The 13753-nt window shown below is 37.7% G+C and carries 14 protein-coding genes and 4 tRNA genes; 8 read left to right on the forward strand and 10 right to left on the reverse strand.

Features of this window, described 5'->3' with window-relative positions:
- Nucleotides 1-9 precede the first annotated feature (9 nt).
- Nucleotides 10-693 (reverse strand): DUF4198 domain-containing protein, encoded by a 684-nt coding sequence (locus K6J66_RS08390; protein WP_005689200.1) that lies wholly within the window; start codon nt 691-693, stop codon nt 10-12.
- Nucleotides 694-782: 89 nt separating this feature from the next.
- Between K6J66_RS08390 and K6J66_RS08395 the strand changes: the two genes are divergently transcribed.
- Nucleotides 783-1190 (forward strand): Cd(II)/Pb(II)-responsive transcriptional regulator, encoded by a 408-nt coding sequence (locus K6J66_RS08395; protein WP_005633867.1) that lies wholly within the window; start codon nt 783-785, stop codon nt 1188-1190.
- Between the two features lie 13 nt (nt 1191-1203).
- Here K6J66_RS08395 and K6J66_RS08400 read toward each other — a convergent pair whose 3' ends face one another.
- The gene (locus K6J66_RS08400) at nt 1204-1746 is read right to left on the reverse strand and encodes a tetratricopeptide repeat protein (protein WP_038439962.1); all 543 of its coding nucleotides are present in this window, start codon (nt 1744-1746) and stop codon (nt 1204-1206) included.
- Nucleotides 1747-2463: a YwiC-like family protein gene (locus tag K6J66_RS08405; RefSeq protein ID WP_038439964.1), complete on the reverse strand. Its 717-nt coding sequence runs from the start codon at nt 2461-2463 to the stop codon at nt 1747-1749.
- A 111-nt stretch (nt 2464-2574) separates the two neighbouring features.
- Between K6J66_RS08405 and K6J66_RS08410 the strand changes: the two genes are divergently transcribed.
- Together K6J66_RS08410 and K6J66_RS08415 are read left to right on the forward strand one after the other, a co-directional pair.
- Nucleotides 2575-2925 carry a RidA family protein gene (locus K6J66_RS08410; RefSeq protein ID WP_005647339.1) on the forward strand — a complete coding sequence of 117 codons (351 nt, stop codon included), beginning with the start codon at nt 2575-2577 and terminating at the stop codon, nt 2923-2925.
- 30 nt (nt 2926-2955) lie between these two features.
- Nucleotides 2956-3360 (forward strand): Z-ring associated ZapG family protein, encoded by a 405-nt coding sequence (locus tag K6J66_RS08415; protein ID WP_038439965.1) that lies wholly within the window; start codon nt 2956-2958, stop codon nt 3358-3360.
- A 46-nt stretch (nt 3361-3406) separates the two neighbouring features.
- On the opposite strand, the gene K6J66_RS08420 is transcribed toward K6J66_RS08415, so the two are convergent.
- Nucleotides 3407-4012: a DedA family protein gene (locus K6J66_RS08420; protein ID WP_005653150.1), complete on the reverse strand. Its 606-nt coding sequence runs from the start codon at nt 4010-4012 to the stop codon at nt 3407-3409.
- A 217-nt stretch (nt 4013-4229) separates the two neighbouring features.
- Between K6J66_RS08420 and rplY the strand changes: the two genes are divergently transcribed.
- Complete coding sequence (gene rplY, locus K6J66_RS08425) at nt 4230-4517, forward strand: 50S ribosomal protein L25 (protein WP_005633680.1); 288 nt, start codon at nt 4230-4232, stop codon at nt 4515-4517.
- Between the two features lie 153 nt (nt 4518-4670).
- On the opposite strand, the gene K6J66_RS08430 is transcribed toward rplY, so the two are convergent.
- From K6J66_RS08430 to K6J66_RS08445, 4 genes are all read right to left on the reverse strand, one after another.
- Nucleotides 4671-4745, reverse strand: a tRNA-Gln gene (locus K6J66_RS08430).
- Between the two features lie 47 nt (nt 4746-4792).
- Nucleotides 4793-4867: transfer RNA gene (locus K6J66_RS08435), tRNA-Gln, on the reverse strand.
- A gap of 28 nt (nt 4868-4895) precedes the next feature.
- Nucleotides 4896-4980: transfer RNA gene (locus K6J66_RS08440), tRNA-Leu, on the reverse strand.
- Nucleotides 4981-4985: 5 nt separating this feature from the next.
- Nucleotides 4986-5062 (reverse strand) — tRNA-Met (locus tag K6J66_RS08445).
- A gap of 308 nt (nt 5063-5370) precedes the next feature.
- Here K6J66_RS08445 and K6J66_RS08450 point away from each other — a divergent pair.
- Both K6J66_RS08450 and purA read left to right on the forward strand, forming a co-directional pair.
- A complete protein-coding gene (locus tag K6J66_RS08450) occupies nt 5371-5736 on the forward strand; it encodes an ACT domain-containing protein (protein WP_038439966.1) in 366 nt (121 codons plus the stop codon).
- A 128-nt stretch (nt 5737-5864) separates the two neighbouring features.
- Nucleotides 5865-7163 carry an adenylosuccinate synthase gene (gene purA, locus K6J66_RS08455; protein ID WP_038439967.1) on the forward strand — a complete coding sequence of 433 codons (1299 nt, stop codon included), beginning with the start codon at nt 5865-5867 and terminating at the stop codon, nt 7161-7163.
- A gap of 57 nt (nt 7164-7220) precedes the next feature.
- On the opposite strand, the gene dapD is transcribed toward purA, so the two are convergent.
- Nucleotides 7221-8048, reverse strand: coding sequence for a 2,3,4,5-tetrahydropyridine-2,6-dicarboxylate N-succinyltransferase (gene dapD, locus K6J66_RS08460; protein WP_005657060.1), 828 nt, complete (start codon nt 8046-8048; stop codon nt 7221-7223).
- Nucleotides 8049-8408: 360 nt separating this feature from the next.
- On the opposite strand from dapD, the gene purR reads away from it, so the two are divergent.
- Together purR and ppc are read left to right on the forward strand one after the other, a co-directional pair.
- Nucleotides 8409-9419, forward strand: coding sequence for an HTH-type transcriptional repressor PurR (purR, locus tag K6J66_RS08465; RefSeq protein WP_038439968.1), 1011 nt, complete (start codon nt 8409-8411; stop codon nt 9417-9419).
- Between the two features lie 182 nt (nt 9420-9601).
- Nucleotides 9602-12241 (forward strand): phosphoenolpyruvate carboxylase, encoded by a 2640-nt coding sequence (gene ppc / locus K6J66_RS08470; protein WP_038439969.1) that lies wholly within the window; start codon nt 9602-9604, stop codon nt 12239-12241.
- A 37-nt stretch (nt 12242-12278) separates the two neighbouring features.
- Here the strand turns inward: ppc and K6J66_RS08475 are convergent, their stop codons facing one another.
- A complete protein-coding gene (locus K6J66_RS08475; protein WP_038439970.1) occupies nt 12279-13691 on the reverse strand; it encodes a YcjX family GTP-binding protein in 1413 nt (470 codons plus the stop codon).
- Nucleotides 13692-13753 lie beyond the last annotated feature (62 nt).

The raw sequence follows: 13753 nt of genomic DNA on the forward strand, positions 1-13753 counted from the left end.
AAATCCATATTATTGTGCGTCAAAAGTTAGCATATATTCCACAGTTCGACGATCGTAATCCGCATTATTTGTTACTTTTTCCTCAAACTCTGCCCATACTTTGTTGAAGCCTTTAGTTGGCGTAAATTGAGCGATACCTTTTTCATTAGTTAAATTGAACGGTGCATCTTCACTCACACCCACTTTAATGCCTTGAACGGGTTTACCATTATGTAAAACAAGGATAGAAAGCGGTTTATTCGCTTGTGCTTTTTCTTGAGGAATCAATTCGTAAGCTTGTTGATGAGATTTGAAAGATTCAGCATCCCATTTCAAAATCGCTTTACCAAATTTAACAGGATTGGTACTAAATTCTGCTGTTGGTTCTTCACGTTTTGTTTTTTCAACGTATTTACCGCTTGGTAATTTTGACCATACACCATTATCGAAATGAACGAAAACTAAATCTGATTTAGGCATAAGATAGGCTTCGCCATTTCTGAATTGGTAATCAACGGCAGTTAATTTGCCTTGCGAATTTAAGGCTTGGATAGATTTAAGTTTAGATTCTGGATAGGTTTCAGTTTGTTCATGTCCAAATTTCACCACGTATTCATCTTGCGATGAAGCAGGCTCAAGCCAAACATTGTGTGCGTTAGCAACAGACATACCTAAAAGTGCGGTTAATCCCACAGCGATTTTTTTCAATTCCATTTTGGATACTCCTTGTTTGTTTAAGAAAATCTAGGCGTATGATAAAATATGAAGTAACTTTAGAATCAAGTCATTTTTTAAGGAAATTGATGAAAATTGGAGCACTTGCTAAAGCCCTAGGCTGTACCGTAGAAACCATTCGTTATTATGAACAACAAGGTTTAATCCCGCCCCCAAAACGCACTTCAGGCAATTTTCGCCAATATAATGAAGAACACTTGCAACGTTTATCATTTATTTGTAACTGCCGAAATTTAGATATTTCATTAAGTGAAATAAAAAGCCTACTGAATTTAGAAAATGCCTCCAAACAACAAGCAGAAGAAATTAATCGTGTGTTAGATAAACACATTAAAGAGGTGGCAACAAGGATTCACGAACTCGCCCATTTACGGATGAAATTAATTGAATTACGTGAAAAAACAGTCTCGAATGATGAAGATCCAATGAAATTGCTATTGCAACATAGTGGCGTGAAATTTGTGCGATTAAAATAACCGCACTTTTAGATTATGGCTGACTAGATAAACGCTGTTTTGCTTCCTGATTACCTAATTCAGCCGCTTTTTTCAGCCATTCTAATGATTTTTCAGGTTGGTTTTGTAAGCGATAAATATTACTTAACATCATCATCGCATCCGTATCTTTAGCTCGAGCTGTACGTTCAAAAAGCTTAATGGCTTGCTCTGTATTTTGTTTGACGTAATCGCCACGTAGATACATAACGCCAAGGTTATTTAGCCCTTTCACACTGCCCTTCTCTGCCGCTTCGCTAAACCACCAATAAGCCTTTTCATAGTCTCTCACCGTGCCACGCCCAAGGTTATATAACATACCTAGATTGCTTTGAGCCGTTATATTTCCTTCTAACGCCATTGGATACATAATATTGAAAACGTCGATCCATTGTTGTTTATTGGCAAACTCTTGTGCCAAATTCATTCTTGCTTGATCATCCATTTTCGGACTCGCTGTAACATCAACGGTTTTCATTGCCCAAATAGGCAAACTAAAACAAAGTAATACTATATGAAAAAATAACTTCAGTTTCATTTACAAGGTTGCTACTAAAAGTAAAATAAAAAACACGGCAGTAATCGCAAATTCGATTAGTCCAACTTGCATAACAGAAAGCTTTTTAGTGGGCAAATAAACGGCTCGCACTAATCCAGGCACAAAAGCTAATGCTAAAATAAATTGTTGCGAAACCACAAAAATCAGCGCACATAATAAGTGAAAAATCACTGATGCCCAAAAATAACGTGGATTTTTTCGTTCACGCATCATTGATTTTACATAAAGTGTTGTTCCAATAAAAAATAATGTTGGATAAATCGCCACCCAAAGTATTTTTTCATCAAAAGTTCGGTCAGAAAAGTAATAGGATCCCATTCCAGCTAGAGCAAAAATTAAGATCCCTGCCAAGTCATTCCATAAATTGCGCTCATCTTTTTTCTTGGTGAAATAAATATTCACCGCAACAAACGGTAACATGGCAAACATAAAATAAAGCACTTGCCAATTATAAATTAACGCGGGAATCGCAAAAATCACGGCGGCAGCAAAATAAATCACAGACCATTTTTTATATAACTCAAAATTTTTACCTTTAAACAAATTCAAAAAAGGATAAGTCATCAAATAAAGCGAAAACCATCCTAATAATAAAAATAAGTGTGCCCATACTGGATTAGCAAGCAACATACCGTAAATAAAAGGCACCAATGCCATAACAATAGCACCGTGCTGATTAGAAATAAGCAGTTTCATAATAATTAAATAATTGAGAATAATTGTCGGATATTTTAGCCTAGTAAAGAGGATTTTACAAAGCAGTAAAGGCTATTTAGAATAGAAGAAAACACCCCAAAGGAGAACCCTATGACAATTCAACGCATTTTACCCAGTGCACGTTTAAGTGAAGTTTCAATTCATAACAACCTCGCCTATTTTGCAGGGCAAGTTCCAGAATTAACCATCGAGCAAAATGCCTACGAACAAACCAAAGAAGTATTAGGTTTAATTGATAAATTGTTAGCAGAAATTGGCTCCAATAAAAGAAATATTTTAACTGCGCAAATTTTCTTAGCTGATATGAAAGATTATGCACAATTAAATCAAGCTTGGGATGAATGGGTCGATCATGTTAGCCCACCAAGTCGAGCGACAGTGGAAGCTAAATTAGCGGATCCTCGTTGGAAAGTTGAAATTGTTATTATTGCAACTTGTTAGTTTTTTAAGCCGAATAAACAGGAGAATATTATGGAAAATTTGACCAATGAAATTTGGGTAGCAATTGGTATCGCTTTTATTGTTGGATTATTTATTGGTTACATTATTGTGCGTTTAACCAAAGGCTCCGTAAAACATCAAGCTAAAACAGAAGCTGAATTAAAAACAGTTAAAACCCAACTTGATACACAAAAGGCGCAAATCGAAAAACATTTCGCAGAAAGTGCTGAGTTATTCAAAACCTTAATTAACGATTATCAAAAACTTTATCGCCACTACGCAACCTCTTCCAATAACTTACTGGGCGAAAAAGATCAAAAAGGTTTATTTACCCAACAGTTAATTACTGCAACAGATAAATCTCAAAATGAACAGCCTAGAGATTATTCGGAGGGTGCATCAGGCTTATTTAAAGAAAATAAAGAAGAAAATTAAAAAGTGCGGCTAAAAATAGAAATATTTTTAGCCGTTTATTATTCTATTATTGCGTTGATTTTTTAGATTTTTTCCATTTCCAAAAAAAGAATAGTACAAGTAACCCAATAAATATATAAATCACAATTTGACCTTTTTGAATTTGTGTATGTAGCCAATCTAAATTTTTAGCCCCCAATTCCCCAAGATAAATCCAAATAGGTACAGAAATAATCGCAGCACAGAAATCTATTAAAACAAAACGAACATAACTTACACGGCGTGTAATACCTGATACCATATAAATTGGAGCGCGTAAACCGGGTAAAAATCGTGCAACAAACAGTACTCGATTGCCATATTGACTGAATTTTTCACGCACCATTCTTAAACGCTGTAATGTTACGATTCTACGTATTGGTCGGAAACGTAAAATTTTCGTGCCATAAATTCGACCAAGCCAATACATACAGGAATCGCCAGCAAGCACACCAATCATACTAACCAGTAACATCAAATGAGAATTGACATTTTCTGGATAAAGCCCCGCAATGACACCACCTGAAACTAATGTTATATCTTCTGGAATAGGTACACCAAATCCACAAATAATTAAAACAAAAAGAACAGCCCAATAACCATATTCAGTAAAAAATCCAATTAAAAATTCCATTTGTTCCTGCTTTTTTATTATATTAATAGATGTGATAAAAAATTGGTTCACATTTTAATCTTTTCAAATCAAAAAGCCTAGAAAAAAGTTTGATTTGAAAATAAGGATATTCTATAATCCACCGCTCTCAAGGTTTGTCTTTGAGCGGTTTTTAGGAAAATTGCTGGGTCGCCTGCAATTTTCTTTCTTTTAACATTAATTTAAAGAGAACATTAAAATGGCATTTAAATTTAACGCTGAAGTTCGTACTGCGCAAGGTAAGGGTGCGAGCCGCCGCCTGCGTCATAATGGTCAAATTCCTGCAATCGTTTATGGTGGCAGCGAAGAACCCGTTTCAATCATCTTAAACCACGATGAATTAAACAACGCGCAAGCACATGAATCTTTCTATTCTGAAGTGATTACTTTAGTGATCGGTGGTAAAGAAGTTGCAGTTAAAGTACAAGCAATGCAACGTCACCCATTCAAACCAAAATTGGTTCACATTGACTTCAAACGCGCATAATTCTAGTTCACGCATTTAAATAAAATAACAAAAAAGCTAAGACATTCATCTTAGCTTTTTTCTTACATATTCATTGTTTCTCAATAAATATCTAAACTTTAATTTTTGATCAAATAACGATTTTTGCAAGTTATTACGAAGATATTGAAAATATGGCTGGGGTACTAGGATTCGAACCTAGGAATGCTGAGATCAAAACCCAGTGCCTTACCGCTTGGCGATACCCCAATTAGATAAATCTTTGATTGGATATAAAGAAGACTTTTTTGATAGTATGGCTGGGGTACTAGGATTCGAACCTAGGAATGCTGAGATCAAAACCCAGTGCCTTACCGCTTGGCGATACCCCAACGACTATTTGACTTACAAAGCGATAAATGGTGCGGGACGAGGGACTTGAACCCACACACCTCTCGGCGCCAGAACCTAAATCTGGTGCGTCTACCAATTTCGCCAGTCCCGCAAATTTGGTGGCTACAGCGAGATTCGAACTTGCGACCCCAACATTATGAGTGTTGTGCTCTAACCAACTGAGCTATGTAGCCATCACTTAATTTGCTTAACCATATCGGCTTTGCGGGGCGTATTATGCTAATTTTGATGATCCTCGTCAAATACTTTTTTACAAAAAAAGTAATTTTATGTTTGTTTGGTTATTAATGAAGCATATCACTTATTTTTTATTCATTTAAACAACTTATATGGCTTTCTCAACAGCCAAATTTTTCCTAATCCTATTTTTTCTTTTATGCGTTCATTTATTTGTTAATTAAAATTTATTTGACAAAAAATGATGAAATCGTTATTTCTATACCCACTATTCTAAAAAAAACACAACATCTAGGAATATCTTATGCCCCATCTCTCAGTCGCCAAATTTGGCGGAACATCTGTTGCTAACCACGATGCGATGACAGCTTGTGCAAAAATTGTCATTGCCGATCCCAATACACGCGTAGTTGTGCTTTCTGCATCAGCTGGTGTAACAAATTTATTAGTAGCTTTAGCAAATGGTGTAAAAACGACAGAACGTGAAAAATTAATTGGCAATGATCTGCATATCACTTCAGGTGTGGCAAAACGTATTTTTGATACTGTTCAATCTTATAATGTGCGAATGATTAGTTATGGGGCAAGTACCAACAATGTTTGTATGTTAGTACAAAGTGAACATTCTGATGAAATTGTACGCTCGTTACACAAATCCTTATTTGAATAAAATTTAAACCTAAAGTGCGGTGAAAAATCACCACACTTTTTCTTTTATATCATTGAGATTAAAGCCGAAAAAGAGTAAAGTAAACGGCTGTTCATTTGACTAATTTAACCGAATAAAAGGCGGAAATTATGGGAAAAAGCGTTGTTATCTTAGGCGCACAATGGGGCGATGAAGGTAAAGGAAAAATCGTTGATCTTTTGACGGATCGCGTAAAATACGTAGTTCGTTATCAAGGCGGTCATAACGCAGGTCACACACTTATTATCAATGGTGAAAAAACCGTATTACGTTTAATTCCATCTGGTATGTTACATCCAAACGTAACTTGCTTAATTGGTAATGGCGTTGTGGTTTCGCCTGAAGCATTAATGAAAGAAATGGGCGAACTTGAAAGCCGAGGTATTAAAGTTCGTGAACGTTTATTAATTTCAGAAGCTTGTCCTTTGATTCTGCCTTATCATGTGGCTATGGATCACGCGCGCGAAGCAGCCCTTGGCAAAAAAGCTATAGGTACAACTGGTCGTGGTATTGGCCCAGCTTATGAAGATAAAGTGGCTCGTCGTGGTTTACGCGTAGGCGATTTATTTAATAAAGAAGCCTTTGCCGAAAAACTCAAAAATATCCTTGAATACTATAATTTCCAATTAGTGAACTACTATAAGGTTGAACCTGTCGATTATCAAAAAACCTTAGATGATGTAATGGCAATTGCCGATGTAATCACTGGTATGGTGGCAGACATCACTACAATTCTTGATACTGCGTGCAAAAATGGCGAACATATTTTATTTGAAGGCGCACAAGGGACAATGTTAGATATTGACCACGGTACTTATCCGTATGTAACCAGCTCAAACACAACGGCTGGTGGTGTTGCAACAGGTTCTGGTTTTGGCCCACGCAATCTTGATTATGTACTTGGTATCATTAAGGCTTACTGTACTCGTGTAGGTGGTGGCCCATTCACAACTGAATTATTTGATGATGTGGGTGCTGAAATTGCGCGTAAAGGTAACGAATTTGGTGCGGTAACAGGTCGTCCACGTCGCTGTGGTTGGTTTGATGCCGTCGCCATTCGTCGTGCAATCCAACTTAACTCTATTTCTGGTTTCTGTATGACTAAACTAGACGTATTAGATGGTTTTGATGAAGTAAAAATCTGTGTTGCTTACAAAATGCCAGATGGCGAAATCGTTGAATATGCACCGTTAGCGGCGAAAGATTGGGATGGTGTAGAACCAATTTATGAAACATTACCTGGCTGGAAAGAAAATACTTTCCGCGTCACAGATGTAAATAAATTGCCACAAAACTGTATTAACTATATTAAACGTATTGAAGAAGTGACTGGCGTACCTATTGATATTCTTTCAACTGGCCCTGATCGTGTAGAAACCATGATTTTACGTGATCCGTTCGCAGCTTAATTGCTTTAAATTTCTGACCGCACTTTTAAAAGTGCGGTCTTTTTTTATTATTTTTTACTATTCTTCGATAGAACGTAATAATTCGTTAATGCCTACTTTACCTAAAGTTTTTGCATCCACTTTTTTCACGATCACGGCACAATATAGGCTATATTTTCCACATTTTGATGGAAGGCTACCTGATACCACCACAGAACCTGCTGGTACACGGCCGTAATGAATTTCGCCTGTTTCACGATCATAAATTTTGGTTGATTGACCAATGAATACGCCCATTGAAATAACACAACCATCTTCAACGATAACACCCTCAACCACTTCTGAACGTGCGCCAATAAAACAGTTATCGCCGATAATGGTTGGGTTAGCTTGTAATGGTTCTAACACGCCGCCGATTCCTACACCACCCGATAAATGCACGTTTTTACCAATTTGTGCGCATGAACCAACCGTCGCCCAAGTATCTACCATGGTGCCTTCGCCAACGTAAGCACCAATGTTTACATAAGATGGCATTAATACGCAGTTTTTAGAAATGTATGCACCTTTACGCACCGTTGCAGAAGGCACAACACGGAAACTTTCTTCAGCAAAACGTTCTTCGGTATAATCCGCAAATTTTAATGCCACTTTGTCGTAATATTTTGTTTCTGCACCATCAATGATTTGGTTATCGTTAATGCGGAAAGATAGCAATACCGCTTTTTTTAACCATTGATGTGTTACCCATTCGCCATCAATTTTTTCGGCTACACGATATTTTCCAGAATCTAATCCTTCGATCACTTCTTCAATTGCCGCGCGCGTTTCTGCATCAACGGTTTTTGGTGTAATTTCTGCACGTTTTTCAAATGCCGCTTCAATAATTGCTTGTAAATTTGACATAGAACTTCCTATATACGTTGTGAATAAAACGGCATTAGTTTTACCATATTTTAAACGGGCAAGCAAAACACCGAAAAAAATCACCGCACTTTGTAGAAACAAAACTGCGGTGATAATAAAAAGTTAGTTTGATTAAAAGATTGAAAGTGCAAGCCCCACGACAACAGACATACTAAAAACAACCATAATCATTGCATAACCAAAATCGCTCATTTTGTTCTCCTCATAAAAAAATAACGCAGACATTCTAGCAAGAATAATACGAAAAAATCACTTCTTTTTATAAAAAATTTGCAATAAAGATGACTAAATTCTCAACAAACCTTTATAATAGGAAAAATTTTTTAGGGATTTAAATATATGGCAACAATTAAAGATGTGGCAAAAATGGCTGGTGTGTCCACCACAACCGTATCTCACGTAATTAATAAAACCCGTTTCGTTGCAAAAGATACGGAAGAAGCGGTGTTATCCGCAATTAAACAACTTAATTATTCCCCTAGTGCTGTGGCACGCAGTTTAAAAGTCAATACCACCAAATCCATTGGTATGATTGTGACAACCAGTGAAGCTCCGTATTTTGCCGAAATAATCCATTCTGTTGAAGAACATTGCTATCGACAAGGTTATTCTTTATTTTTGTGTAACACACAAAATGATCCTGAAAAAGTCAAAAATCATTTAGAAATGTTGGCAAAAAAAAGGGTCGATGGTTTGCTTGTAATGTGTTCTGAATATACTCAGGATTCATTGGATTTACTTTCATCATTTTCCACTATTCCAATGGTTGTAATGGATTGGGGCCCAAATGCCAATACCGATGTGATTGATGATCATAGTTTTGATGGCGGTTATTTAGCAACCAAACATCTTATAGAGTGCGGTCATAAAAAAATCGGGATTATCTGCGGCGAACTCAATAAAACTACCGCAAGAACGCGTTATCAAGGCTTTGAAAAAGCAATGGAAGAAGCTAAATTAACAATCAATCCGTCTTGGGTACTAGAGGGTGCATTTGAGCCTGAAGATGGCTATGAATGTATGAATCGTTTACTAACTCAAGAGGAATTACCAACCGCCCTATTCTGCTGTAACGATGTGATGGCGCTCGGTGCAATATCAGCGCTAACAGAAAAAGGCTTGCGTGTGCCAGAGGATATGTCAATTATCGGCTATGATGATATTCACGCCTCACGTTTCTATGCGCCACCATTAACCACCATTCATCAATCAAAACTACGTTTAGGCAGACAGGCAGTAAATATTCTGTTAGAACGAATTACTCACAAAGATGAAGGTGTTCAACAATATAGTCGTATTGATATAACCCCTGAGCTTATTATTCGAAAATCCGTTAAATCGATTTTATAAACTTAGCAAAAATAGACCGCACTTTTTAAACAATCCCTAAAAAGTGCGGTTCTTTTTTAGCTATTTTTTAGCTTTTCTTGATTATCTTCAAGGTTTCCTTGAATAGCATTTGCCCTCCACCCTATTTTTAGTTATACCTATCGCCAACTGACAAATTTTATTTTTTACTTTTAGGAGTTCCTATGACACAAGAGTACAGTACTCTGCGCAATAACATTAGTATGTTAGGGCGTTTTCTCGGAGAAACCATCAATGATGCACAGGGCGAGGATATTCTCGAGTTAATCGAAAACATTCGTAAACTTTCTCGTAATTCTCGTGCTGGCGATGATAAAGCAAGACAAGCATTGCTCGATACGCTAGGTAGTATTTCTAATGAAAATATTATTCCCGTCGCACGTGCTTTCAGCCAATTTTTAAACCTCACTAACATAGCAGAACAATATCAAACAATTTCCCGTGAACATTCTCTTGCACAAAGTTCTTCTCAATCCTTAAGCGAACTTTTCAAACGCTTAAAAGAACAAAATGCTTCAGTGGAAGAGGTGCATAAAACCGTCGAAAAATTATTAATTGAGCTTGTTCTGACCGCACATCCAACAGAAACAACACGTCGTTCATTAATTCATAAACACATTGAAATCAATAAATGTTTAAGCAAGCTAGAACATCATGATTTAACGGAAAAAGAACGCAATATTATTGAGCGTCTATTACTTCGTTTAATCGCTGAAGCATGGCATACCAACGAAATTCGTACTGTTCGTCCAACACCATTTGATGAAGCGAAATGGGGCTTTGCGATGTTAGAAAACAGTTTGTGGCAAGCAGTGCCAGAGTTTTTACGCCAACTCAACGAAACCGCCCGTGAATTTTTAGGTTACGATTTGTCGGTGGGATTAAAACCTGTGCGTATTTCCTCTTGGATGGGCGGCGACCGTGATGGAAATCCATTTGTTACCGCACAAATTACCAAAAAAGTACTTTATTTTGCCCGCTGGAAAGCGGCGGATTTATTCTTACAAGACATCAGCAAATTAGCCGATGAACTTTCAATGATGAAATGTAGCGATGAATTTCGTGATAAATACGGCGAACATTTAGAACCCTATCGTTTCGTAGTAAAAAATTTACGCAATCAACTTACAGCAACATTAGCTTATTTTGATGATCACTTATCTAATCGCACACCAAGAGTCTCCGAAAGCGAGATTATTTTGGAAGATAATCAACTGTGGGAACCGCTTTACGATTGTTATCAATCTTTAATTCAATGTGGTATGCGCATTATTGCAAATGGTTCATTGTTGGATATTTTGCACCGTATTAGTTGTTTTGGCGTGACACTTTCCCAAATGGATATTCGCCAAGAAAGCACCCGTCACACCGATGCCATTGCTGAAATCACGCGCTATATTGGTTTGGGCGATTACTCTCAATGGATGGAAGACGATAAACAGGCTTTCTTAATTCGTGAATTAAGCTCTCGCCGTCCATTGATTCCGCAAAACTGGACGCCATCGCCTGAAACCAAAGAAATTTTAGATACTTGTAAAGTCATTGCTCAACAAAAACAAGGTGTAATAGCTTGTTATGTTATTTCGATGGCGCGCAGTGCATCTGATGTTTTAGCCGTTCATTTACTCTTAAAAGAAGCTGGCGTGCCATATCATATTCCTGTTGTGCCATTATTCGAAACCTTAGAGGATTTAGATGCAGCCGAAAAAGTGATGACTCAACTTTTCAATGTGGGTTGGTATCGTGGCGTGATCAATAATCGTCAAATGGTAATGATTGGTTATTCGGATTCAGCAAAAGATGCGGGAATGATGGCAGCCTCTTGGGCACAATACCGTGCGCAAGAAGCCTTAGTAAATTTAACAGAAAAACTTGGCATTGAACTCACTTTATTCCACGGACGTGGTGGCACAATTGGTCGTGGCGGTGCGCCAGCACATGCGGCATTACTTTCTCAGCCACCTCGTTCCTTAAAAAATGGTTTACGTGTAACAGAACAAGGCGAAATGATTCGTTTCAAACTGGGTTTACCCGCAGTAGCAGTAGAAACCTTTGATCTTTACGCCAGCGCCATTTTAGAAGCAAATCTTTTACCGCCACCAGAACCAAAACCAGAATGGCGTACTATAATGGACGAGCTTTCCACGATTTCTTGCGATATTTATCGTGGTGTGGTGCGTGCCGATAAAGATTTCGTGCCTTATTTCCGTAGTGCGACGCCAGAACAGGAGCTCTCCAAATTGCCGCTTGGCTCTCGCCCTGCAAAACGCAATCCAAATGGCGGCGTGGAAAGTTTACGTGCGATCCCGTGGATTTTTGCTTGGATGCAAAACCGTTTAATGCTGCCAGCTTGGTTAGGGGCTGGTGCAGCTATTCGTCAAGTTATTGAACAAGGCAAAGGCGATATTATTCATAAAATGTGCGAAAACTGGCCGTTCTTTTCAACGCGAATCGGAATGTTGGAAATGGTCTTTAGTAAATCGGATACTTGGCTTTCCCAACAATATGATCAACGATTAGTGAAAAAAGAGCTTTGGTATTTAGGTGAAAATTTACGTAAGCAACTTGAAGATGATATTCAAACTGTGCTTTCACTTTCTCACCAAAGTGAATTGATGTCTGATTTACCTTGGATTGCAGATTCAATTGCATTACGTAATATCTACACGGATCCACTCAATCTACTGCAAGTGGAATTGCTCCACCGTTTCCGTGAAAATCCAGAGCAAGTCAATCCCGATGTGGAACAAGCATTGATGATTACCATCACAGGTATCGCGGCTGGGATGCGCAATACGGGCTAGAAGGATGAAAAAAGTGCGGAAAATTTTCCGCACTTTTTTATTCAAATCGATCACTTAATAAAAATTGTAAAACAGCATCCATTCTCAAATGAGGAATAGTTTCGCCTTGTTCTAAAGGCTGAGGTTCAAAACTATCAAAATCAAAGTGCGGTTGTTTTTGCCAAAATTCTGCTCTTGGTAATTTACTTGGCACCGTTCCTGGATAAAGTGTAATCAGCTGTTTATCAATAGAACGAATCCCTTGAATTGCTTTAATTTCTTTTCCTTGCTGATTCACAATCACTTGCTTTGTGGTACGAACAGCCGCAATGGCGGTATATTCCGTATCAATTCCTTCAAATTCTACATGGCGACCGCCCTCTTGCACAATTTGGCGCATTAAACTCACTAAATTAGGAATTTGATCACGAGTAATATGATCCGCCTTGGTCGCAACAAACATTAATCGATCAATTTGCGGAGAAAACAAACGATGAAGAAAATTTCTGCTGCCATAATGGAAATTATTAAATAACTGATTTAAGCCCATTTGCATATCTAAAAAGGCTTGCTGACTGTGATTTAAAGGCGTTAAACAATCCGCCAAAATAACTTGACGATCAAAGGTAGAAAAATAATTTTCGTAAAAACCTTTCACAATTTTATTGCGATAATAATTATAACGTTTTGTCAGCACGGCAAAATAGCTATTCGATTTGGCTGTTTTTTTCAAGGTTTGCCAATGTTCTTCCGAAAGATGAATTAATGGGAAAAATTGTAATGCGGGCGCGCCCTCTAAATCACTCGGCAATACAAATCGCCCAGGCTGAATAAATTGCATGCCTTGCGCTTTGCATTGATGTAAATAATCCGTATAACTTTTCGCTATCTTGGCTAAAACATCTTCATTTGCGACCGCACTTAAATCCAAATTCTGCAACATGGAAAGCCAATTTTGCGCCAATTCTGCACGAACGCCAGTTGTGACCTTGATTTGCTCTTGTGACCATTGTTGAAAATCTAAATTTAACAACGGCAAATCGAGCAGCCATTCTCCCGGATAATCAAAAATATCCAGATAAAGCGTGCCTCGTTCTTTCAAATGACGTAGCAAGCCAGATTGGCGTTGAAAACGAATTGCTAAACGCGTTTCACTCACGCCACGAGTAGATTGAAACCATTGAGGCGGATTTTGTGACAAATCATTTAAATTACTTTCATAATCAAAACGTGGCACGCTGAGATCTTGTTGGGATACTCGTTTGACTGCCAAAATTGAACCATTTCTCGCTGCTTCAAACAAGGGCAAATTCTGTGATGAATGTTGATTAATGGAGAGAAGTTGATTGATTAAACTTGTAATAAACGCCGTTTTTCCACTCCGACTTAACCCCGTCACCGCCAAGCGCAAAGTGCGGTCAAAACCACGATTAATAATTTGATTGATTTCCTTTTGAACCCGATTAAACATTCAATATCCTAGCCATTTTTACTAATATGCCTTACAATTTGACACATAATTTATCACAATGC

Source organism: Haemophilus influenzae (genome assembly GCF_019703545.1).
Taxonomy (GTDB): domain Bacteria; phylum Pseudomonadota; class Gammaproteobacteria; order Enterobacterales; family Pasteurellaceae; genus Haemophilus; species Haemophilus influenzae_E.

What these genes read in the sequence shown, in the direction of transcription:
- dapD (WP_005657060.1), bottom strand. Translation starts at nt 8,048, where the DNA reads ATGTCAAATTTACAAGCAATTATTGAAGCGGCATTTGAAAAACGTGCA.
- ppc (WP_038439969.1), top strand. Translation starts at nt 9,602, where the DNA reads ATGACACAAGAGTACAGTACTCTGCGCAATAACATTAGTATGTTAGGG.
- K6J66_RS08405 (WP_038439964.1), bottom strand. Translation starts at nt 2,463, where the DNA reads ATGAAACTGCTTATTTCTAATCAGCACGGTGCTATTGTTATGGCATTG.
- K6J66_RS08400 (WP_038439962.1), bottom strand. Translation starts at nt 1,746, where the DNA reads ATGAAACTGAAGTTATTTTTTCATATAGTATTACTTTGTTTTAGTTTG.
- K6J66_RS08410 (WP_005647339.1), top strand. Translation starts at nt 2,575, where the DNA reads ATGACAATTCAACGCATTTTACCCAGTGCACGTTTAAGTGAAGTTTCA.
- K6J66_RS08450 (WP_038439966.1), top strand. Translation starts at nt 5,371, where the DNA reads ATGCCCCATCTCTCAGTCGCCAAATTTGGCGGAACATCTGTTGCTAAC.
- K6J66_RS08415 (WP_038439965.1), top strand. Translation starts at nt 2,956, where the DNA reads ATGGAAAATTTGACCAATGAAATTTGGGTAGCAATTGGTATCGCTTTT.
- purR (WP_038439968.1), top strand. Translation starts at nt 8,409, where the DNA reads ATGGCAACAATTAAAGATGTGGCAAAAATGGCTGGTGTGTCCACCACA.
- K6J66_RS08475 (WP_038439970.1), bottom strand. Translation starts at nt 13,691, where the DNA reads ATGTTTAATCGGGTTCAAAAGGAAATCAATCAAATTATTAATCGTGGT.
- purA (WP_038439967.1), top strand. Translation starts at nt 5,865, where the DNA reads ATGGGAAAAAGCGTTGTTATCTTAGGCGCACAATGGGGCGATGAAGGT.
- K6J66_RS08395 (WP_005633867.1), top strand. Translation starts at nt 783, where the DNA reads ATGAAAATTGGAGCACTTGCTAAAGCCCTAGGCTGTACCGTAGAAACC.
- rplY (WP_005633680.1), top strand. Translation starts at nt 4,230, where the DNA reads ATGGCATTTAAATTTAACGCTGAAGTTCGTACTGCGCAAGGTAAGGGT.
- K6J66_RS08420 (WP_005653150.1), bottom strand. Translation starts at nt 4,012, where the DNA reads ATGGAATTTTTAATTGGATTTTTTACTGAATATGGTTATTGGGCTGTT.
- K6J66_RS08390 (WP_005689200.1), bottom strand. Translation starts at nt 693, where the DNA reads ATGGAATTGAAAAAAATCGCTGTGGGATTAACCGCACTTTTAGGTATG.